Source organism: Solimonas variicoloris DSM 15731, assembly GCF_000382285.1.
Lineage (GTDB): Bacteria > Pseudomonadota > Gammaproteobacteria > Nevskiales > Nevskiaceae > Solimonas > Solimonas variicoloris.
This window is the reverse complement of the sequence record NZ_KB907927.1, coordinates 45,711-65,311: the sequence shown is the minus strand read 5'-3', so window position 1 is coordinate 65,311 and position 19,601 is coordinate 45,711. Positions and strand designations below refer to the sequence as shown.

20 protein-coding genes are annotated in these 19,601 nt (G+C 71.6%); 8 read left to right on the top strand and 12 right to left on the bottom strand.

Features of this window, described 5'->3' with window-relative positions:
• Position 1 precedes the first annotated feature (1 nt).
• From ureE to H149_RS0104965, 8 genes are all read left to right on the top strand, one after another.
• The gene (gene ureE / locus H149_RS0105005; RefSeq protein ID WP_020648643.1) at positions 2-532 is read left to right on the top strand and encodes an urease accessory protein UreE; all 531 of its coding nucleotides are present in this window, start codon (positions 2-4) and stop codon (positions 530-532) included.
• Entirely contained in the window at positions 522-1,202 is a 681-nt protein-coding gene (locus H149_RS0105000) for an urease accessory protein UreF (RefSeq protein WP_020648642.1), read from the top strand. Before ureE ends, H149_RS0105000 begins: the two co-directional genes overlap by 11 nt.
• The gene (ureG, locus tag H149_RS0104995; RefSeq protein ID WP_020648641.1) at positions 1,199-1,864 is read left to right on the top strand and encodes an urease accessory protein UreG; all 666 of its coding nucleotides are present in this window, start codon (positions 1,199-1,201) and stop codon (positions 1,862-1,864) included. Before H149_RS0105000 ends, ureG begins: the two co-directional genes overlap by 4 nt.
• Positions 1,864-2,451 carry a HupE/UreJ family protein gene (locus tag H149_RS0104990; RefSeq protein WP_020648640.1) on the top strand — a complete coding sequence of 196 codons (588 nt, stop codon included), beginning with the start codon at positions 1,864-1,866 and terminating at the stop codon, positions 2,449-2,451. Before ureG ends, H149_RS0104990 begins: the two co-directional genes overlap by 1 nt.
• A gap of 1 nt (position 2,452) precedes the next feature.
• Entirely contained in the window at positions 2,453-2,800 is a 348-nt protein-coding gene (locus H149_RS23070; RefSeq protein ID WP_154654645.1) for a hypothetical protein, read from the top strand.
• A 223-nt stretch (positions 2,801-3,023) separates the two neighbouring features.
• Positions 3,024-3,779: a molybdate ABC transporter substrate-binding protein gene (modA, locus tag H149_RS0104975; protein WP_026352868.1), complete on the top strand. Its 756-nt coding sequence runs from the start codon at positions 3,024-3,026 to the stop codon at positions 3,777-3,779.
• Between the two features lie 40 nt (positions 3,780-3,819).
• Complete coding sequence (modB, locus tag H149_RS0104970) at positions 3,820-4,524, top strand: molybdate ABC transporter permease subunit (protein WP_026352867.1); 705 nt, start codon at positions 3,820-3,822, stop codon at positions 4,522-4,524.
• Entirely contained in the window at positions 4,511-5,155 is a 645-nt protein-coding gene (locus H149_RS0104965) for an ATP-binding cassette domain-containing protein (RefSeq protein WP_020648635.1), read from the top strand. Before modB ends, H149_RS0104965 begins: the two co-directional genes overlap by 14 nt.
• Before the next feature lie 15 nt (positions 5,156-5,170).
• Here H149_RS0104965 and H149_RS0104960 read toward each other — a convergent pair whose 3' ends face one another.
• The 12 genes from H149_RS0104960 to H149_RS19745 form a co-directional block, all read right to left on the bottom strand.
• On the bottom strand, positions 5,171-5,986 hold the full coding sequence (locus H149_RS0104960) for a TOBE domain-containing protein (protein WP_020648634.1): 816 nt from the start codon (positions 5,984-5,986) through the stop codon (positions 5,171-5,173).
• A 58-nt stretch (positions 5,987-6,044) separates the two neighbouring features.
• Positions 6,045-7,289 carry a molybdopterin molybdotransferase MoeA gene (locus H149_RS0104955; protein WP_020648633.1) on the bottom strand — a complete coding sequence of 415 codons (1,245 nt, stop codon included), beginning with the start codon at positions 7,287-7,289 and terminating at the stop codon, positions 6,045-6,047.
• Positions 7,290-7,296: 7 nt separating this feature from the next.
• Positions 7,297-8,220: a bifunctional molybdenum cofactor biosynthesis protein MoaC/MoaB gene (gene moaCB / locus H149_RS0104950; RefSeq protein ID WP_026352866.1), complete on the bottom strand. Its 924-nt coding sequence runs from the start codon at positions 8,218-8,220 to the stop codon at positions 7,297-7,299.
• Positions 8,221-8,247: 27 nt separating this feature from the next.
• On the bottom strand, positions 8,248-8,766 hold the full coding sequence (locus tag H149_RS0104945) for a molybdenum cofactor biosynthesis protein MoaE (protein WP_020648631.1): 519 nt from the start codon (positions 8,764-8,766) through the stop codon (positions 8,248-8,250).
• Between the two features lie 49 nt (positions 8,767-8,815).
• Positions 8,816-9,163, bottom strand: a complete 348-nt coding sequence (locus H149_RS0104940) for a zinc ribbon domain-containing protein YjdM (RefSeq protein ID WP_020648630.1) — start codon at positions 9,161-9,163, stop codon at positions 8,816-8,818.
• Positions 9,164-9,255: 92 nt separating this feature from the next.
• On the bottom strand, positions 9,256-9,504 hold the full coding sequence (locus tag H149_RS0104935; protein ID WP_020648629.1) for a MoaD/ThiS family protein: 249 nt from the start codon (positions 9,502-9,504) through the stop codon (positions 9,256-9,258).
• Positions 9,505-9,526: 22 nt separating this feature from the next.
• Positions 9,527-10,525, bottom strand: coding sequence for a GTP 3',8-cyclase MoaA (gene moaA, locus H149_RS0104930; protein WP_020648628.1), 999 nt, complete (start codon positions 10,523-10,525; stop codon positions 9,527-9,529).
• Positions 10,522-11,127: a molybdenum cofactor guanylyltransferase MobA gene (gene mobA / locus H149_RS19750; protein ID WP_020648627.1), complete on the bottom strand. Its 606-nt coding sequence runs from the start codon at positions 11,125-11,127 to the stop codon at positions 10,522-10,524. The genes moaA and mobA overlap by 4 nt, the downstream gene beginning before the upstream one ends.
• Positions 11,128-11,130: 3 nt before the next feature.
• A complete protein-coding gene (locus H149_RS0104920) occupies positions 11,131-13,833 on the bottom strand; it encodes a nitrate reductase (RefSeq protein ID WP_020648626.1) in 2,703 nt (900 codons plus the stop codon).
• Positions 13,834-13,906: 73 nt separating this feature from the next.
• Positions 13,907-15,502 carry a nitrite reductase small subunit NirD gene (gene nirD / locus H149_RS0104915; protein ID WP_020648625.1) on the bottom strand — a complete coding sequence of 532 codons (1,596 nt, stop codon included), beginning with the start codon at positions 15,500-15,502 and terminating at the stop codon, positions 13,907-13,909.
• A complete protein-coding gene (gene nirB, locus H149_RS0104910; protein WP_020648624.1) occupies positions 15,499-18,066 on the bottom strand; it encodes a nitrite reductase large subunit NirB in 2,568 nt (855 codons plus the stop codon). Before nirB ends, nirD begins: the two co-directional genes overlap by 4 nt.
• Before the next feature lie 37 nt (positions 18,067-18,103).
• Positions 18,104-19,459, bottom strand: a complete 1,356-nt coding sequence (locus tag H149_RS19745; protein WP_051101795.1) for a NarK family nitrate/nitrite MFS transporter — start codon at positions 19,457-19,459, stop codon at positions 18,104-18,106.
• Positions 19,460-19,601 lie beyond the last annotated feature (142 nt).

The following is a 19,601-nucleotide window of genomic DNA, read 5'->3' as shown; positions in this document are numbered from 1 at the left end:
GATGTCCGATGCCGATCTGCCGGTGCCGCGCGCCCGCGAGATCCTGCCAGCCGGCAGCTGGTCGGACGCGCCGGCCGATCGCGTCGCGCTCGACTACGACGCGCGCCATCGGCGCCGCTTCCGCTATGTCGCCGACGGCGGCACCGCGTTCCTGCTCGACCTGCCGCGCGCCACGCTGCTCAACGACGGCGACGGTCTGCTGCTCGACGACGGTCGCATCGTCGAGATCCGCGCCGCCGACGAAGCGCTCGTCGAAGTGCGCGCCGCGAATCCGGCGGCCCTGGTGCGCCTGGCCTGGCACATCGGCAACCGCCATCTGCCGGCGCAGCTGTCGGCGGACGCGATCCTGATCCGCGACGATCACGTCATCGTCGCCATGCTGCACGGTCTCGGCGCGACGACGCGCGCGCTGCGCGCGCCGTTCACGCCGGAGAACGGCGCCTACGCCGGCGGCCACGGTGGGCACGCGCACGGCCACGGGCACGAAGCGGCCGCCCATGCCTACGTCTTCGTCGGCGGCCATGGGCACTGAGGACGCGCTCTACCGGCTGCTGGTCTGGACCTCGCCGAGCTATCCGACCGGCGCCTTCAGCTACAGCCACGGCCTCGAATGGGCGGTCGAGGCCGGCGAGGTCAGCGATGTCGCCGGCCTCGTCGCCTACGTCGAAGCCGCGCTGCGCCGCGGCGGCGGCTGGATCGACGCGGTGCTGTTCGCCCACGCCTGGCGCAGCGCGCACGACGAAGAGGCGTTCGACGCGATCGCCGAGCTCGCGGCGGCGTTCCGCGGCAGCGCCGAAACCGCGCTCGAGAGTCGCCAGCAAGGCCATTCGTTCCTGCAGGTCACGCGCCAGGCCTGGCCGCATCCGTGGCTCGACGCCTATGCGCAGCGCCAGCACGGCCGGCCGCTCGCCCATGCCACGGTGATGGCGCTGGCCTGCGCCGCGCACGGCATCGCGCTGGCACCGTCGCTGCACGCTTATCTGCACGCGTTCGCCGCCAATCTGGTCTCGGCTGGCGTGCGTCTGGTGCCGCTCGGCCAGACCGACGGCCAGCGCGCGACGGCGCGCCTGGCCGCCGTCGTCGGCGAAGTGTGCGATGCCGCACAGGCCTGCCCGCTCGACGAGCTCGGCAGCGCTGCACCACGGCTCGAACTTTGCTCGTTCCATCACGAAACCCAATACACGAGGTTGTTCCGCTCATGAATCTCTCGATGCTCAGTCCCGGCAACGCGGCGCCCACCGGCCCGCTGCGCGTCGGCATCGGCGGGCCGGTCGGTTCCGGCAAGACGGCGCTCACCGAGCGCCTCTGCAAACTGCTGCGCGACGCCTACGACGTGGCCGCCATCACCAACGACATCTACACCAAGGAAGACGCCGAGTTCCTGACCCGCGCCGGCGCGCTGACGCCCGACCGCATCATGGGCGTCGAGACCGGCGGCTGCCCGCACACGGCGATTCGCGAGGACGCCAGCATCAACCTGGTCGCGGTCGACGCGATGAACGAACGCTTCCCGTCGCTGGATTTGCTGTTCATCGAGAGCGGCGGCGACAACCTGTCGGCGACCTTCAGCCCGGAGCTCGCCGACATCACGATCTACGTCATCGACGTCTCGGCCGGCGACAAGATCCCGCGCAAGGGCGGCCCCGGCATCACGCGCTCGGACCTGCTGGTCATCAACAAGATCGATCTGGCACCGCTGGTCGGCGCCTCGCTCGACGTCATGGAGCGCGATTCGCGGCGGATGCGCGGCGCGCGGCCGTTCCTGTTCAGCAACCTGAAGAAGAACCAGGGTCTGCACGACATCGCCCATTTCATCATCGACGCCGGCGGGCTCGAACGCCGCGCGCTGCCGGAGACCGTCTGATGCACCGTCACGCTGCCAAGTCACTCGCCACGCTCGGCCTGCTCGCCCCGGCCGCCGCGTTCGCACATCCCGGCCATGCCGGCGACGCCGGGCTCGCGGCCGGTCTGCTGCATCCGCTGCTCGGTCTCGACCACCTCGCGGCGATGCTGATGATCGGCGTCTGGGCCGCGCAGCTCGGCGGTCACGGCCGCTGGCTGGTGCCGGCCGCGTTCGTCGCGCTCAGCGGCACCGGCAGCGCACTCGCCGTCGCCGGCTGGGCGCCGCCGGCGATCGAAAGCGGCATCGCCGCCTCGCTGCTGGTGCTCGGCCTGCTGGTCGCGCTCGCCGGTCGCCTGCCCACGGCCGCGGCGGCGACGCTGAGCGGCGCGTTCGCGTGCTTCCACGGTGCCGCGCACGGCAGCGAGATGCCCGGCACGGCGCTGCCGCTCGCCTACGTCGCCGGCCTGCTGCTGGCGAGCGCAGTCCTGCATGGCGTCGGCTATCTCGTCGCTGCGCGCTACGCCCGGCCGGCACTGACGCGCGCCGCCGGCGCCGCCGCCGCGGCCGGCGGCCTGCTGCTGGCGCTGGGCGGAGGACTTGCGGCGTGAGGTGAACGCAGCCCCGCGCGAGCGCGCCGAGCTCAAGGCGCAGCGTCAGCGGCGGCGCGATGCCAACCCCAACGCCAACGCATCGTCTGCGAGTCGCGCCGGGACAGGTGCATGCGCCGCCGCAGCGCCGAGCCCCGTCGCGTCACCTCGAAAGTCGGCTCGGCATCGCCAGGATCGAGAGAAGAATGGAGATCGACAGAACCGGCAGCGCGATACGGTGCCGGTCGTCGTCGACGCGGCGGACTCGCTCGACCACGCCGGCGTCACTGCACTGCTCGCGAGCGACGGCGAGCGTGCGCCGGGCCACGTGGAGCTGATCGCGCCGGAGCCGATTCCACCGACGGCGTGACGCCGGGCATGGACGCTTTCGCAGCGAGCTCGTCGGCCTCAGTCGGCGCACGGTGAACAAGCATCTCGGACAGATCCTCGAGCAGCTCGGCGTCGACAACCGCGCCGCGGTGGCCGCCAAGGCCGTGCGCGCGCTCGCGGCGTAGCCGTGCGGCGCGGCGTCATGCGGTTGACGCTCGCCTTCGTTATGTAGAACCATACATAACGTTCCACCGGTTGCCGCCATGCCCCGTTGCCTTGCCCGCGCGCTCGCCGCGCTGTTGCTGTCCGTCGTTGCCGCGAACGCACAGGCCGAGGCGCTGCGCGTCTACGCCGCCGCCAGCCTCACCGACGCGATCGGCGAGCTCGCCCGGCGCTACGACGGCGCGAGCGTCAAGCCGGTGTTCGCCGCCTCGTCGACGCTGGCCAAGCAGATCGAGGCCGGCGCGCCGGCCGACGTCTTCATCTCCGCCGACCGCAAGTGGATGGACTACCTGGTCGAGCGCGGCCGCGTCGCCCGCGACGCGCCGTTCGATCTGCTCGGCAACGCGCTGGTGCTGATCGCACCACGCGGACGCGGCTTCGCCGTGCGTTTCGAGCCGGGCTTCGCCTTCGCCGACGCCTTCAAGGGCCGGCTCTGCACCGGCGAGCCCGGCGTCGTGCCGGTCGGCATCTACGCGCAGGACGCGCTGAGCCGGCTCGGCTGGTGGGACGCCATCCGGCCGCGCCTCGTCGGCACCGACGACGTGCGCGCCGCGCTCGCCTTCGTCGCCCGCGGCGAATGCCCGGCCGGCATCGTCTACCGCAGCGACGCCGCGATCAGTCCGGACGTCGAAATCATCGGCGCCTTCCCCGAGGCCACGCACGCGCCGGTCGTCTATCCGGCCGCCGCCGTCGGCAGCGCCGCGCCGGCGGCGCGCGCCTTCCTCGACTACCTGCGCACCCCGGCGGCGGCCGAAGTGTTCGCCCGCTACGGCTTCACAACACTGCGCGCGCCGTGACCCCGGAACCCGCAGCGCGCGCGGCGCCGGCGCCATGCCGATGCTGAACGCCGACGAGCTGACCGCGCTGTGGCTCTCGGCGAAGATCGCACTGTGCTGCATGCTCGTCAGCCTGCCGCTCGGCATCGCCGTCGCCTGGCTGCTGGCGCGGCGCCGCTTCCGCGGCAAGCTGCTGGTCGAGACGCTGGTGCAGTTGCCGATGGTGTTGCCGCCGGTCGTGCCCGGCTATCTGCTGCTGCTGCTGTTCGGCACGCAGGGCGCCTTCGGCGGCTGGCTGTCGCGGCATTTCGGCCTCGAGTTCGCGTTCAACTGGAAAGGCGCGGTGCTGGCGTCGGCGACGATGGCTTTCCCGCTGATGGTGCAGCCGGTGCGCCTGGCCTTCCAGATGATCGACAGTCGCCTCGAACAGGCGGCGGCCACGCTCGGCGCCGGCCCCTGGCGCGTGTTCGCGACGATCAGCCTGCCGCTGGCGCTGCCCGGCATCTTCGCCGGCGCGCTGCTGTGCTTCTCGCGTGCGCTCGGCGAGTTCGGCGCGACGATGGCCTTCGTCGGCAACATTCCCGGCGAGACGCGCACCGTGCCGCTGGCGATCTACTCCTACCTGCACGTGCCCGGCGGCGAAGCCGGCGCGGCGCGGCTCGCCGCGCTGTCGATCGCCCTTGCCTTCGTCGCCCTGTTCTCCAGCCACCTGCTGACACGCTACAGCGAGCGGCGCCTCGGATCGCGGCATCGTGCTGACGCTTGACTGCCGCTACCGCCGCGGCGCGTTCACCCTGGACGCGCGCGCCACGCTGTCGGCGCCGGTCACCGGCATCTGCGGTCCGTCCGGCGCCGGCAAGAGCACGCTGCTGGCGCTGATCGCCGGCCTGCTGCGCCCGCAGGACGGCACGGTCGCCTTCGACGGCGAGATCCTGGCCGACGCCGCGCGCGGCCTGTTCGTGCCGGCGCACCGCCGCCACTTCGGACTCGTGTTCCAGGACGGCCAGCTGTTCCCGCATCTGTCGGTGCGCGCCAATCTGCTCTACGGCATGCAGGGCCTGCCGCCGGCGCAGCGCCGCTTCGAGCTGGCCAGCGTGCTGGAACTGCTGGAAATCGGGCCACTGCTCGAACGCCGGCCGGGCCAGCTGTCCGGCGGCGAGCGCCAGCGCGTCGCGCTCGGCCGCGCGCTGCTCTATGCGCCGCGCCTGCTGCTGCTCGACGAGCCGCTCGCCGCGCTCGACACGCGGCTCAAGGCGCAGATCCTGCCGTTCCTCGCGCGCATCCGCGACGAGACCCGCATCCCGATGCTGTACGTGACGCACGCGCGCGAGGAAGTCGCTGCGCTCGGCGGCGTCATCGTCGAGATCGAGGCCGGCCGCCTGCCGGCGGCCGCGTAGAAGCGCCGGCCGGAACTACGGCGCGACCGCGAGAATCACGCTCGAGGACTTGAACAGCGCCAGCGCCGGCGTGCCGACGGCGAGGCCGAGCGCCTCGGCGCTGCCGTTGGTGATGATCGCGGCGACCGTGTTGCCGCCGGCGAGCGCGATCAGCACTTCGCTGTTGACCGCGCCCTTGTGCACGGCCTCGATCGTGCCGCGTAGCTGGTTGCGCGCCGACAGCCGCAGCGGCGCGCCGTCGTCGACCGCGACGATCACCGAGGAAGCCTTGACCAGCGCCACCGCCTCGGCGCCGCGCTTCAGGCCCAGCGCCTCGCTGCTCTCGCGCGTCACCGTCGCCACCAGGGTCTCGCCGCCCGACAGGCGCAGCTCGATCTCGTCGTTGACCACGCCGCGCGTGCGCTTGGTGACGCGGCCCGCGAACTGATTGCGCGCGCTCGTCTGCATCGCCAGCCTCCCCAGCACGCGCCAGTCGTCGCCGTCCTGCGCGCCCGTCTCGTTCAAGGATTCGATGAAGCGGCGGTGCTGCGCCTCCATGCGCCGGAAGCTCTGCACCAGCTCCTGGCCGCGCTCGGTCAGCCGCGTGCCACCGCCGCCGCGTCCGCCCGCACTGCGCTCGACCAGCGGCCGGTCGGCGAGATTGTTCATCGCCGCGATCGCATCCCAGGCGGCCTTGTAGCTCAGGCCGACCGCCTTGGCCGCGGCCGTGATCGAACCGGTCTCGCCGATGCGCTCGAGCAGCGCGATGCGCGTACCGTTGGCGGCCAGGCCGGCGCCGAACTGCAGGCCGGGTTCGGCCTGAAACGTCGGAGCACTGCGTCGTTTCGTCATCGTTCACGCCTCCTCGTCGCGGCTGCGCGCGACGGCGGCGAGCCGCCAGCGGTCGCCGTCACGGCAGCGGCAGCCACTGCACGATCGCGCCGGCGTCGAGCGCCCGGCCGGCCGGCACGCGGGCCAGCGCGCCGGCGGCGGCGAGATTGCTGAGCATGTGCGAGGCCTGGCGGCCGAGGCGTTCGAGCACGAGGCAACCGTCGGCGTCGACGCGCACGGCCATGCGCAGCAGCTGCTCGCGGGCGTCGGCGCGCACCGCCGCGGCGAGCCGGCCGGCGCGCCAGGCCGGCGCCGGCGCGGCAGCGGCTTCGAGCTGCGCGAGCAGCGCGGCGACGTGCACGTACAGACCGATCAGCACCGCGCCCGGATTGCCCGGCAGGCCGAGGATCAGACGGCGCGCGTCGCCGTCGTCGCGCACGCCGAAGTACAGCGGCTTGCCCGGCTTCTGCGCGACCTGCCAGAACACCTCGCGCACACCGAGCGCGGCGGCGACCGGCCGCACCAGATCGTGATCGCCGACCGAGACGCCGCCGGTGCTCAGCACCAGATCGCTGTCGGCGAGCGCATCGGCCAGCGCCCGGCTCAGCTGCGCGCGCTCGTCCGGCACGTAGATGGTGCGCGGCGGCTCGTAGCCGTGTTCGGCGAACCAGCTGCGCAGCAGCGGGCCGTTGGCATCGTAGACGCCGGCCTCGCCGGGCGCCGACGCGGCCACCTCGTCGCCGGTAACGAGCAGGCTGACGCGCGGCGCGCGCACCACGCGCACGGCATCGACGCCGGCCATCGCCAGCGCCGCGATCAGTCCGGCATGCAGGCGCTGGCCGGCCGCGGCCAGCTCGGCACCCGCGCGCAGTTCCTCGCCGCGCTCGCGCACGTCGGTGCCGGGCGCCAGCGCCTCGCGCAGCAGCGCGGCGGCCCCGTCGCGCTCGACGATTTCCTGGCGCGCGACCGTGTCGGCGCCGGCCGGCAGGCGGCCGCCGGTGAAGATGCGCATCGCCTGGCCCGGCGGCAGCGCGTCCTGCGGCGCCACGCCGGCGCGCACCTCGCCGCACAGCGGCAGCCGCCGCGGCGCGCCGGGCGCGGCGCCGACGAGGTCCGCAGCGCGCAGCGCGTAGCCATCGACAGCGCTCTGCGTGTACATCGGCAGATCGACGCGCGCGGCGACCGGCGCGGCGAGCACGCGGCCCAGGGCCTCGCCGAGCGGCCGCGTCTCCGCCGCCAGCGGCCGCACCTCGCGGTGGTAGGCGGCGAGCGCGTCGTCGAGCGCCAGCAGCGCGCCGTGGCCGCAGCGGTCGTCGTGGCTCACGGCCGGCTCACTGGTAGCCGCCGGCGTGCGGCACGTCGCGCCGCACTTCGAAGATGTGCACGAGCGACGGCAGGATCGCCGCCAGCGATTCGCTGGCGCCGCCGCGGCTGCCCGGCAGCGTCAGCAGCAGCGTGTCGCCGGAAAAGCCGGCGATGCCGCGCGACAGCGCCGCGTACGGCGTGCGGCGCTGGCCGAAGGCGCGCGCCGCCTCCATCAGGCCCGGCAGCTCGCGGTCGATCAGCGGCCGCAGCGTATCGACGCTGATGTCGCGGCGGCCGATGCCGGTGCCGCCGACGGTGACGATCAGCGCGTACTCGGCGCGCAGCTGCTGCACGGTGTCGAGCAGCAGCACCGGCTCGTCGGGCAGCACCGCGTAATGAATCGGCGCGAAGCCGGCGGCGGCAAGCTCGGCCTCCACTGCGCGGCCGGCGGTGTCCGGCTTGCGGCCGGCGGCGACCGTGTCCGACAGCACCAGCACCGCGGCGGCGACCGGCGCCGGCAGCCGGCGCTTGTAATGCGACTTGCCGCCGCGCTTCTCGTCGAGCCGGCATTCGCGGATCACCAGCTCGGCCGGCTCGCAGTACGGCTTGAGCATGTCGTAGATCGTCAGCGCGGCGAGGCTGGCCGCGGTCAGCGCCTCCATCTCGACGCCGGTCGGGCCGATGGTCTCGACCTTGGCGATGATCTTCACGCGATCCTCGCCGAGCTCGAAGTCGACGTCGGCGCGATGGATCGGCAGCGGATGGCAGAGCGGGATCAGTTCGTCGGTGCGCTTGGCGGCGAGAATGCCGGCGACGCGCGCCGTCTTCAGCGGATCGCCCTTCTCGGTGTCGCCGCTGCGCAGGCGCTCGATGCAATGCGGCGGCGCCAGCAGCTCGGCCGAGGCGCGCGCGCGGCGCAGCGACTCCGGCTTCATGCCCACGTCTTTCATGGACGGCTTCTCCTCGGGCCGCGGCGCTCAGCCGTGGCGGTGCTCATGAGCTTCCTGATGGTGATGCGCGTGTGCGTGCGGATGCGGCGCCGCCTCGGCCTCGGCGTCGGGACGGATGCAGCAGCCCTCGACGAAGGCGCTGCTGCCGTCGGCGTAGAACTCTTCCTTCCAGATCGGCACCTCGTGCTTGGTGCGGTCGACCGCCTCCTTGCACGCGGCGAAGGCCTCGGCACGATGCGGCGCGCGCGCCACGCAGTAGATTGCGACCTCGCCGATGGCCAGAGCGCCGACGCGGTGCACGACGCGCAGATACGGCACGCCGTGCTTCGCGGCGACGGCGCGCTCGATATCGCGGATCTGTTTCTCGGCGAGCGGCGCGTAGGCCGTGTAGGCCAGGCTCAGCACCGGCTTGGCGTCGTGATGATCGCGCACGGTGCCGGCGAACAGCGCCAGGCCGCCGCATTCCGGATGGGTGCCCCAGGCCAGCAGCGGCTCGAGCTGCAGCGGCTGGTCCTGGATGCGGGGAAGATCGGAAGTGCCGTTCATCTCGCCTGCCACCTCTTCGCGTTGGTCGTGCGCCGGCCCGCGCGCCGTCTCAGGCCTTGCGCACGAACTCGGACTTGAGCTTCATGTCGCCGATGCCGTCGATGCGGCAGTCGATGTTGTGATCGCCTTCGACGAGGCGGATGTTGCGCACCTTGGTGCCGACCTTGACGACGGCCGACGAGCCCTTGACCTTGAGGTCCTTGATGACCGTCACCGCGTCGCCGTCCTGCAGCAGATTGCCGTTGGCGTCCTTGACGACCAGACCGGTCTCGACCGGCTCCTCGGCGGCGGCGGCTTGCGCCGACCACTCGTGCGAGCACTCGGGGCAGATGTACAGCTCGCCGTCCTGATAGGTATAGGTGGAACCGCACTTCGGGCAATTCGGCAACTCGTTCATTCCGTTTCTTCGTCGAACAGGGATTGGTGGCTGGAATCGCCATTGTCCCATTTGCAGCGCCGCGCAGGGAAACGGGCGCCGTGCCGGGCGACTCAGCCGCCGGCGACCGGCGGCAGCAGCGCGACCGTCTCGCCGCCCTGCAGCGCGTCGCGGCGCAGGATCAGGCGGTCGCCGATCGCGCAGGCGCAGCGCGCCAGCGCGGTGCCCAGCTCGGGGCGCGCGACGGCGAGCGCGTCGAGCGCGGCGGCCAGCGTTGCCGGCGCCGGCACGCTGACGGCCTGCGTGGTGGCGCCGGCGAGGCGCAGCAGCTGGCCGTGGAATTCGAAGGTGATGGTCGTCATCGTCGGCAGATTCGCGGGCGCTTCAGCCGCCCATCGCGTGCATGGTGATCGGGCGCTCGACCGGCGCGCGCGGCTGCGCGGCATAGCCGGCCGGCTTGTGCCAGACCGCGTCGCGAATCCGTTCGAGCAGCTGCGCGTCGCTGTCGCCGCCGCGCAGGCGTTCGCGCAGCGGCGTGCCCTGGGTCGCGAACAGGCAGGTGTAGAGCTCGCCGGTCGCGGTCAGCCGCAGGCGGTCGCAGCTCGCGCAGAACGGGTTGCTGACGGTCGAGATCACGCCGACTTCGTATTCGCCGTCGAGGCGGTAGCGCGTCGCCGGATCGGCGCTGCGCGGCAGCGGCTCGACGCCGAAGCGGCCGCGCAGCGCGGCGAGGATCTCGGCTTCGGCGACGACCTGCGCGCGCTGCCAGCGGCCCGGTTCGTCGAGCGGCATGTATTCGATGAAGCGCAGCGGCAGGCCGCGCGCCCGCGCCCATTCGGCGAGCGCGACGATCTGCCCGCCGTTGTCGTCGCGCAGCAGCACGCTGTTGAGCTTGAGCGGCAGGCCGGCGGCGCGCGCCGCGTCGATGCCGTCGACGACCGGCGCCAGCTCGCGACCGGTCATGCGCCGGAAGGTGTCGGGATCGACGCTGTCGAGGCTGATGTTGAGGTCGTCGAGACCGGCCGCCTTCAGCGCCGCCGCCTGCGGCGCCAGCCGCGAGGCATTGCTGGTCATCGAGATGCGCGTCAGGCCGAGCGGGCGCAGCGCGTCGAGCGCGCGCACCACGTCGAGCAGGCCGCGGCGCAGCAGCGGCTCGCCGCCGGTCAGGCGGATGTGGCTGATGCCCTCGCCGATCATCAGCCGCGCGACGCGCACGATCTCCTCGATCGTCAGCACCTGCGACTTCGGCAGCCACTGCGGCGTGTCCGGCATGCAGTAGCGGCAGCGGAAGTTGCAGCGGTCGGTCAGCGAGATGCGCAGCTTGCGCTTGCGGCGTCCGTGCTGGTCGATCAGTTGCGACGGTATGTTCGGTCCCGCGTTCAAGGCCTTGCACTCTGGGCGGCGGCGAGCCGCTGCGGCGTGTTGAGGTTCAGCGGCAGGCGCGCGTCCCAGCCGTCGATGGCGACGGCGACGGCGCCCTGCCCGGCCAGCCAGCGGCCGACCGCATATTGTCCGTCCCGCAAGGCGCGCTGCAAGTCGTCGAAACACCCCTGCTGCACCAGACACAGCGGATAGACCGGCTCGCCGCGCACCACGGCGTAGGCGGCCGGCCGGCCGCGCGCGCGCGCCGCGCCGTGCAGGCGCGCGACCAGATCGGCCGGCAGGCCCGGCGTGTCGCAGGGCGCGGCCAGCCACCAGTCGTGCGTGCCGCGCGCCAGCGCCGCGTGCAGGCCGGCGAGCGGTCCGCGGAAGTCCGGCCAGGCATCGGCGATCACCTCGGCGCCGAGCGCACGGTAGGCCTCGGCGTGGCGGTTGGCGCTGATGCAGACCTCGGCGACCTGCGGGCGCAGCGCCTCGAGCACGTGCTGCGCGAGCGGCCGCCCGTCGAGCGCCTGCAGGCCCTTGTCGACGCCGCCCATGCGCGTGCCGCGTCCGCCGGCGAGCACGACGGCGGCGACTGCCCCGCGCAGGGCCTCGTCGCGCATCGCTCAGGCCGGCTCGGCGCGCTCGACGAGCGCGCACTCGGCGAGCAGGCCGCGGATTTCCGGCAGGCAGGAGCCGCAGTTGCCGCCGGCCTTGAGGCAGGCGGTGACCTGCCGGGGCGTGCTCAGGCCCTGCTCGCGGATCGCCTTGAGAATGGTGTTGCGGCCGACCTTGTAGCAGGAACAGACCTGCGGCCCGGCGTCGGCGCCGCCGCTGAACGGTTCGGCGGCCATCAGGCTGGCGCGGTCGCGCAGCGACAGGCGCAGGCGCTCGAACAGCCCGGCGAACCAGTCGCGGGCCGGCAGCATCTCGCGCGGCGCGATGTAAAGGCAGGCTTGCAGGCGTCCGTCCCGGATGTAGGCGGCGTGGTAGACGCCGCTGCCGTCGTCACGATACTCGATCCAGTCCGGCGCCGGCTCGTCGACGCCGAGGAAGGCGCGCGCCCACTGCGCGCGGTCGGCGATGACGCCGCGGCCGGCGAACTCGTAGCGCTGCGCCGCCGTGGTCTGCACGCGCGCCCACCAGGCGAGGCGCTGCAGATCGACCGTGCCGCGCGTGTAGGCCAGCCCATGCCAGTCGGCGCGGAACTCCTCGACGCGCACCGGCGTGTGCTTGAACTCGGGCTCGCCGCTGAGCGGATCGACGACCGGATTGACCAGCGCGCCGACGCGCGCATCGGACGCGAACTGGTCGTTCCAGTGGATCGGCACGAAGACCTGGCCGCGGCGCAGCTCGCCGCTGCTGCGCACGCGCACGACCAGCGAGCCCCAGCGCGAGATCACGCGCGCCAGGCCGCCGTCGCGCACGCCGCAGGCCAGGGCGTCGGCCGGATGCAGATCGACGTACGGTTCCGGCAGGTGGGCGCCGAGCGTCGGCGCCAGGCCGGTGCGCGTCATCGTGTGCCACTGGTCGCGCACGCGGCCGGTGTTGAGGACCAGCGGATAGCCGGCGTCCGGCGCATGCGCCGGTGCCACCGGTGCGGTCGGCACGAACACGGCGCGGCCGTCGGCGTGCGAGAAGCGGCCGTCGCCGTAGAGCCGGTCGGTGCCCTGCCCGCGTTCGAGCACCGGCCAGCGGATCGGCGCGAGCGCGTCGTATTCGGCGCGCGTCAGACCGGCCAGGCCGCGCAGGTCGAAGCGGCGGGCGCCGTCGTTCTCGAACGCCGACAGGCGCGCGTGCTCGTCGAAGATCGCCGCCGGCGTGTCGTAGGCGAAGGCCTCGGCCCAGCCCATGCGCGCGGCGACGCCGGCGAACGCCCACCAGTCCGGCCGCGCCTCGCCAGGTGCCGGCCGGAAGGCGCGCTGGCGCGAGATGCAGCGTTCGGAGTTGGTGACGGTGCCGTCCTTTTCGCCCCAGGCCAGCGCCGGCAGCAGCAGGTGCGCGAGCTGCGCGGTGTCGGTGTGCTGCACGACGTCGGAGACGACGACGAACTCGCAGCGGCGCAGCGCCTCGCGCACGCGATCGGCGTCGGGCAGGCTGACGACCGGATTGGTGGCGACGATCCAGATCGCCTTGATGCGCCCGGCGTGCACGGCCTCGAACAGGTCGACGGCCTTCAGGCCCGGCCGCTCGGCGATGCGCGGGCTCGCCCAGAAGCGCTGCACCAGCGCGCGCTGCGCCGGCTCGGCGAAATCGAGGTGCGCGGCCAGCGTGTTGGCGAGGCCGCCGACCTCGCGCCCGCCCATCGCGTTCGGCTGGCCGGTCATCGAGAACGGCCCCATGCCGGGCCGGCCGATGCGGCCGCTGAGCAGATGGCAGTTGATGATGCTGTTGACCTTGTCGGTGCCCTGCCCCGACTGGTTGACGCCCTGCGAGAACAGCGTGACGGTCTTTTCGGTGGCCGCGAACAGCGCGTAGAACGCTTCGAGGCGCTCGCGCTGCACGCCGCACTGGCGTGCCAGCGCGTCGAGGTCGCCGGCGCTGTCGCGGGCCACGGCCAGCGCCGCGTCGAGGCCGCGCGTGTGGCCGTCGACGAAGTCGCGGTCGACGGCACCGTGCGCGGCGAGCCAGACCAGCAGGCCATTGAACAGCGGCACGTCGCTGCCCGGCAGCAGCGGCAGATGCAGATCGGCGAGATCGCAGGTCGGCGTGCGCCGCGGGTCGACGACGACCAGCTTCAGCGCCGGGCGCCGCTCCTTGGCGGCGACGATGCGCTGGTACAGCACCGGGTGGCACCAGGCGGTGTTCGAGCCGACCAGCACGATCAGATCGGCGACCTCGAAGTCCTCGTAGCAGCCGGGCACCACGTCCTCGCCGAACGCGCGCTTGTGGCCGGCGACCGCCGAGGACATGCACAACCGAGAATTGGTGTCGATGTTGCCGGAGCCGATGTAGCCCTTCATCAGCTTGTTGGCGACGTAGTAGTCCTCGGTCAGCAGCTGGCCGGAGACGTAGAACGCGACGCTGTCGGGGCCGTGCTCGGCGATCGTGCGCGCGAAGCGAGCGGCGATCCGATCCAGCGCCGCATCCCAGGCCAGCGGCTGCAGCGTGTCCGGGCCGCTTTCGGCGACGCGCTGCAGCGGTTGCAGCAGGCGGCCCTGCGGCACCAGCGTCTCGTGCAGCGTGCTGCCTTTCACGCACAATCGCCCGCCGTTGGCCGGATGCGTGACGTCGCCCTGCACCGCGGCGTCGGCGGCCGGCACGCGCACGCCGCAGCCGACGCCGCAGTAAGGACAGGTGGTCAGCACGCCAGCATCCGCGCCGCTCATGCCCGCGCTCCTGCAAACGCCCCGCCGCAGCGGCGGCGGAGCATGATTCTTTTCGGAATGGCCATCGCGGGAATCAGCTGCGCAGGGCGAACTCGCGGCCGAACAGCAGCCGGTTGCGATAGCGGCCGACGTCGCTGCCATCGCTGATCAGTTCGAAGTACCAGGCGCCGTCGCGCGTGTCGCCGTACAGCACCGCGCCGACGACGCGGTGCTCGCGCAGGATCAGCCGCTTGTAGACGCCGCGCTGCGCGTCGTGCAGCACCAGATCCTCGGTGCCCTCGCCGCCCTCGAAGTCGCCGGCCGAGAACACCTCGATGCCGGCGACCTTGAGCTGCGTCGAGACCTGCGAACCGCGGTAGCGCATGTGGCCGCGCTCGGCGAGCTGCGCGGCGCAGACGTAGGCCTGGCCCCACAGCGGATCGACCAGGCCGTAAGTGCGGCCGCGGTGCTGCACGCATTCGCCGACCGCGTAGATGCGCGGATCGAAGGTCTGCATGGTGTCGTCGACCAGCACGCCGCGATCGCAGCGCAAGCCGCTGCTCTGCGCGAGCTCGATGTTCGGCCGGATGCCGACGGCCATGACCACGAGGTCGGCGTCGAGCACCCGGCCATCGGCGAGACGCACGCCGCTGACACGCCCGGAAGACTCCGGTCCGCCGAGGATGGCCTCGGTCTTGGCACCGAGGTGGATCTTCATGCCGCGCGCTTCGAGCTTGGCCTTGAGCAGCGCCGCCGCCGGCGCGTCGAGCTGGCGCTCCATCAGGCGGTCGACCAGATGCACGATCTCGACCTGCATGCCGCGCTTGGCCAGACCATGCGCGGCTTCGAGTCCGAGCAGGCCGCCGCCGATGACGACGGCGCGCCGGTGCGTGCTGGCGATCGCCAGCATGGTGTCGACGTCGTCGAGACCGCGGAAGGTCGTCACGCCTTCGAGATCGCGGCCCGGCAGCGGCAGCACGATCGGCTTCGAGCCGGTCGCCAGCAGCAGGCGGTCGTAGCTCGTGGTCTGGCCGGATTGCGAACGCACGGTGCGGCGCGGGCGGTCGATCGCCACGACCGGATCGCCGGCGTGGAAGGTGATGCCGCGCTCGGCGTACCACGACGGCGCGTGCAGCATGATGTCCGCCGCCTTCTTCTCGCCGGCGAGCACCGGCGACAGCAGGATGCGGTTGTAGTTGCCGTGCGTCTCGGCGCCGAACACTTCGATGTCGTAGAGCTCGGGCGCCGCCTCGATCAGCTCCTCGACGACGCGCATGCCGGCCATGCCGTTGCCGACCACGACCAGGCGCATGCGCTCGCGCGGCTTCGGCGCCGGCACGTAGCTGCGCAGCGGCGCCGGATCGACCCAGATCATGCCGTCGCCGACGCGCGTCGCGTAGGCCTGCACGTTGTGGGCGGCGTCCTCGAGGCAGCGGCCGGTGGCGAGGCTGAAGTGCTGCTTGTAGATCGGCGAGGCGACCACGCGCTCGCCCTGCAGATCGCCGACCAGGCCGCGCGCCAGCACATTGGCGCCGGAGAACGGATCGCGATTGTCGATCGCGTAGACGCGATCGTCGGCGCGCATGCGGAACACGGCGATCTGGCGGCCGCCGACGAGCGCCGCGACGCCGGTGTCCGGCACGATGTCGTCGATCGCGCAGACCGGCTGCCAGCTTGCGGAGACGTTCATCGGACCTCCTCCGCGCCGGCGGCCGCCGTCACCGGGATGCCCTTGAACGTCGCGCGCTCCTCGGCGCGCGCCGGCCGGATCTGGCCGCGCTCCTCGACGAAGACCACGTGATCGTCGGCCGCGTCGCTGTTGACGAAGGTGCGGAAGCGCTTGAGCGTCTGCTCGTCCTCGATCGCCGTCTTCCACTCGTCCTGGTAGGTGGCGACGACCAGTGCCATCTCGGCTTCCAGCTCCGCGCCGATGCCGAGGCTGTCGTTGACGATGACATCCTTCAGATAGTCGAGACCGCCTTCGAGGTTGTCGCGCCACACGCTGGTGCGCTGCAGGCGGTCGGCGGTGCGGATGTAGAACATCAGGAAGCGGTCGACGTAGCGGATCAGCGTCGCGCTGTCGAGATCGGCAGCGAGCAACTCGGCGTGGCGCGGCTTCATGCCGCCGTTGCCGCAGACGTAGAGATTCCAGCCCTTCTCGGTGGCGATGATGCCGACGTCCTTGCCCTGGGCCTCGGCGCACTCGCGTGTGCAGCCGGACACCGCGAACTTGATCTTGTGCGGCGAGCGCAGGCCCTTGTAGCGGTTTTCGAGATCGATCGCGAAACCGACCGAGTCCTGCACGCCGTAGCGGCACCAGGTGCTGCCGACGCAGGACTTCACCGTGCGCAGCGCCTTGCCGTAGGCGTGGCCGGACTCGAAGCCGGCGTCGATCAGCTCGCGCCAGATCGCCGGCAGCTGATGCACCTGCGCGCCGAACAGGTCGATGCGCTGGCCACCGGTGATCTTGGTGTAGAGGCCGTACTTCTTGGCGACCGCACCGATCGCGATCAGCTTGTCCGGCGTGATTTCGCCGCCCGGCACGCGCGGCACGACCGAGTACGTACCGTCCTTCTGCACGTTGGCGAGGTAGTAATCGTTGGAATCCTGCAGCGCGGCGTGCTCCTTCTGCAGCACGAAGGCGTTCCAGCAGCTGGCGAGGATCGAGCCGACGGTCGGTTTGCAGATGTCGCAGCCGAGGCCGCGGCCGTGCTTGTGCAGCACCTGCTCGAAGGTTTCGAGCTTGCCGACGCGCACCAGGTGATACAGCTCCTGGCGCGAGTACGGGAAGTGCTCGCAGAGGTGGTTGTTGACGGTGACGCCCTGGCGCTTCAGCTCCGCCTTCAGCACCTGCGTGACGAGCGGCGCGCACCCACCGCAGGTGGTCGCCGCCTTGGTGCTCTTCTTCAGCGCCGCCAGCGTCGTGCAGCCGCTGGCGATCGACTCGCACAGCGCCTGCTTGGAAACGTTGTTGCACGAGCAGATCTGCGCGCTCGCCGGCAGCGCGTCGACACCGACACCCGACGCCTTCGCCGCACCGGCGCCCGCCGCGAGCGGCAGGATCAGCGCCTCCGGCTGCTCGGGCAGCACCAGGCCGTTGAGCATCATCTGCAGCAGATCGCCGTATTCGGCCGCGTCGCCGACCAGCACCGCACCGAGCAGGCGCTGGCGGTCCGCGGAGATGACCAGCTTCTTGTAGACCTGCCGGACCTCGTCGGCGAACTGGTACGACAGCGCGCCCGCGGTGGCGCCGTGGGCGTCGCCGATCGACGCCACGTCGACGCCCATCAGCTTCAGCTTGGTGCTCATGTCGGCGCCGGCGAACGCCAGCGCCGCATTGCCGGCGATGTGATCGGCGGCGACGCGTGCCATCTCGTAGCCGGGCGCGACCAGACCGAAGATCTTGCCGTCCCACAGCGCGCATTCGCCGATCGCGTAGATGTCCGGATCGGAGGTGCGGCAGGCGTTGTCGACGACGATGCCGCCACGCGGGCCGACTTCGAGGCCGGCCTGGCGCGCGAGTTCGTCGCGCGGCCGGATGCCGGCCGAGAACACGATCATGTCGGTCTCGAGCTCGCTGCCGTCGGCGAACTTGAGCTTGTGTCTCGCCTTCTCGCCGTCGACGATCTCGGTCGTGCTCTTCTGCGTGTGCACGGTGACGCCGAGTTCCTCGATCTTCCGGCGCAGCAGCCGGCCGCCGCCGTCGTCGACCTGCACCGCCATCAGGCGCGGCGCGAACTCGACGACGTGCGTCGTCAGGCCCAGATCCTTCAGCGCCTTCGCCGCCTCGAGGCCGAGCAGGCCGCCGCCGATGACGACGCCGATCTTCGCGCTCGCCGCCGCCGCGCGCATCGCTTCGAGATCCTCGATCGTGCGATAGACGAAGCATCCCGGACGCTCCTTGCCCGGGATCGGCGGCACGAACGGAAACGAGCCCGTCGCCAGCACCAGCATGTCGTACGGCACGCTCGCGCCGTCGGCGAGCGTCACGCGCTTCGCGGCGCGATCGATCGCGGTGGCCTTCGCCGACAGCCGCAGGTCGACGCCGTAGGCCTCGGCGAAGTCCGGCCGCGCCAGCAGCAGGTCGTCGGCGCTGCGGCCGGAGAAGAAGTCGGTCAGATGGACCCGGTCATACGCGGGACGCGGCTCCTCCGCGAGCACGGTCAGGGAAAGCTCGGGGCGCTCGACGAGCGCCTCGAGCAGCTTGTGGCCGACCATGCCATGGCCGACGACGACAATCTTGCGGTGATTCATTTTGATTTTTGTCGTGACGAATGGATCGCGGGCGCCTTCACGCCGCTTCCGGCACCGCTCCCGCCGTCGACTGCCGCAGCGCCAGACGCTGCGCCAGCGCTTCCTCGTAGAGCGCGTTCTCGCGCGCCTTGTGCGCGGCGCTGAAGCGCACCGCGATCGCGCACAGCGACGACAGCACGACGAAACCGCCGAGCCAGGCGAAGGTCTGCTGCACATCGCCGACGCCCTTCATCACGAAGCCGGCCGCGACCGCGCCGACGTTGCCGCCCGCGCCGATGATGCCGGCGACGCCACCGAGCGAAGCGCGGTCGATGAACGGCACCAGCGCATAGGTCGCGCCGCAGGCCATGTGCGTGCAGAGGCCGAAGGCCAGCATCGCGACCACCGCCATCGTCACCGACGTGGTCGTCGAGAACCACAGCAGGCCGATACCCTCGCCGAGCATCAGCGCGAACAGCAGCAGCGTGCGCGCATCGAGGCCCTTGCGGCTGGCAACGCGGTCGGAGATCCAGCCGCCGAGCGCGCGCGCGAACAATGCGAGCAGGCCGAAGCTGCCGGCCGCCAGGCCCGCGGTCTTGAGGTCGAGGTCGAACCGGTCGACGTAGTAGCTCGCCGCGACGTTGTGGACGAACAGTTCGAGACCGAAGCAGGCGCCGTAGGTGACGAACAGCATCCACACGCGGTAGTTCGCCGAAGCCGCCTTGAACACCGCCCAGCCGCCCTTCTTGCCGCTCTCGATCTCGACGCCGCGCGCGCGCAATTCCTGATAGTTGCCGTCCGGGCAGTCTTGGGTGTAGCGCCAGTACAGCAGCGCGACGATCAGCATCAGCACGCCCGGCACGATCATCGACACGCGCCAGCCGAAGGCCTTGTCGACACCGAAGCTGATGATCGCCGCGAGCACCAGCGGCATGACCGTCTGCGTGACGCCGCCGCCGGCATTGCCCCAGCCGGCCGCCGCCGCGTTGGCGGTACCGACCACGTTCGGCGCGAACATCACCGAGGTGTGGTACTGGGTGATGACGAAGCTCGCGCCGATCGCGCCGATCAGCAGGCGGAAGAAGAGGAAGCCTTCATAGCTCTTCATCAGGGCGATGCCGAGCACCGGGATCGCGCCGAACACGAGCAGCGCGGTGTAGATCTTGCGCGGCCCGTACTTGTCGCACAAAGGGCCGATGATCAGTCGCGTGAGAATGGTGATCGCGACCGCCGCGATGTTGATGTTGGCGATCTGATCCTTGCTCAGGCCGAACTCGCCCTTGATGACCGGCATCAGCGGGGCGACCGCGAACCAGGCGAAGAAGCAGACGAAAAACGCCAGCCAGGAAAGATGGAACGCCCGCATCTGCGGGCTGGACAAACTGAACAGCTGAATGGATGTGGCCTTCGACATGCTCGTGCTCCCAAAAGAAGAAACGGGGCGCGGGCGTCGTTGACCGCAGACGGTTATGCAAGATCGTCGCTGATCCTGCCTGGCATATCGCAAACCGTATGCCAGAAAATGTGACAGCTCTACTAAAAACGGTGCAGATCCG

Bases quoted from the DNA above. Each gene is read 5' to 3' on its own strand.
- ureE (WP_020648643.1), top strand. From the start codon at position 2: ATGTCCGATGCCGATCTGCCGGTGCCGCGCGCCCGCGAGATCCTGCCA.
- H149_RS0105000 (WP_020648642.1), top strand. From the start codon at position 522: ATGGGCACTGAGGACGCGCTCTACCGGCTGCTGGTCTGGACCTCGCCG.
- ureG (WP_020648641.1), top strand. From the start codon at position 1,199: ATGAATCTCTCGATGCTCAGTCCCGGCAACGCGGCGCCCACCGGCCCG.
- H149_RS0104990 (WP_020648640.1), top strand. From the start codon at position 1,864: ATGCACCGTCACGCTGCCAAGTCACTCGCCACGCTCGGCCTGCTCGCC.
- modA (WP_026352868.1), top strand. From the start codon at position 3,024: ATGCCCCGTTGCCTTGCCCGCGCGCTCGCCGCGCTGTTGCTGTCCGTC.
- modB (WP_026352867.1), top strand. From the start codon at position 3,820: ATGCTGAACGCCGACGAGCTGACCGCGCTGTGGCTCTCGGCGAAGATC.
- H149_RS0104960 (WP_020648634.1), bottom strand. From the start codon at position 5,986: ATGACGAAACGACGCAGTGCTCCGACGTTTCAGGCCGAACCCGGCCTG.
- moaCB (WP_026352866.1), bottom strand. From the start codon at position 8,220: ATGAAAGACGTGGGCATGAAGCCGGAGTCGCTGCGCCGCGCGCGCGCC.
- H149_RS0104945 (WP_020648631.1), bottom strand. From the start codon at position 8,766: ATGAACGGCACTTCCGATCTTCCCCGCATCCAGGACCAGCCGCTGCAG.
- H149_RS0104940 (WP_020648630.1), bottom strand. From the start codon at position 9,163: ATGAACGAGTTGCCGAATTGCCCGAAGTGCGGTTCCACCTATACCTAT.
- H149_RS0104935 (WP_020648629.1), bottom strand. From the start codon at position 9,504: ATGACGACCATCACCTTCGAATTCCACGGCCAGCTGCTGCGCCTCGCC.
- mobA (WP_020648627.1), bottom strand. From the start codon at position 11,127: ATGCGCGACGAGGCCCTGCGCGGGGCAGTCGCCGCCGTCGTGCTCGCC.
- H149_RS0104920 (WP_020648626.1), bottom strand. From the start codon at position 13,833: ATGAGCGGCGCGGATGCTGGCGTGCTGACCACCTGTCCTTACTGCGGC.
- nirD (WP_020648625.1), bottom strand. From the start codon at position 15,502: ATGAACGTCTCCGCAAGCTGGCAGCCGGTCTGCGCGATCGACGACATC.
- nirB (WP_020648624.1), bottom strand. From the start codon at position 18,066: ATGAATCACCGCAAGATTGTCGTCGTCGGCCATGGCATGGTCGGCCAC.
- H149_RS19745 (WP_051101795.1), bottom strand. From the start codon at position 19,459: ATGTCGAAGGCCACATCCATTCAGCTGTTCAGTTTGTCCAGCCCGCAG.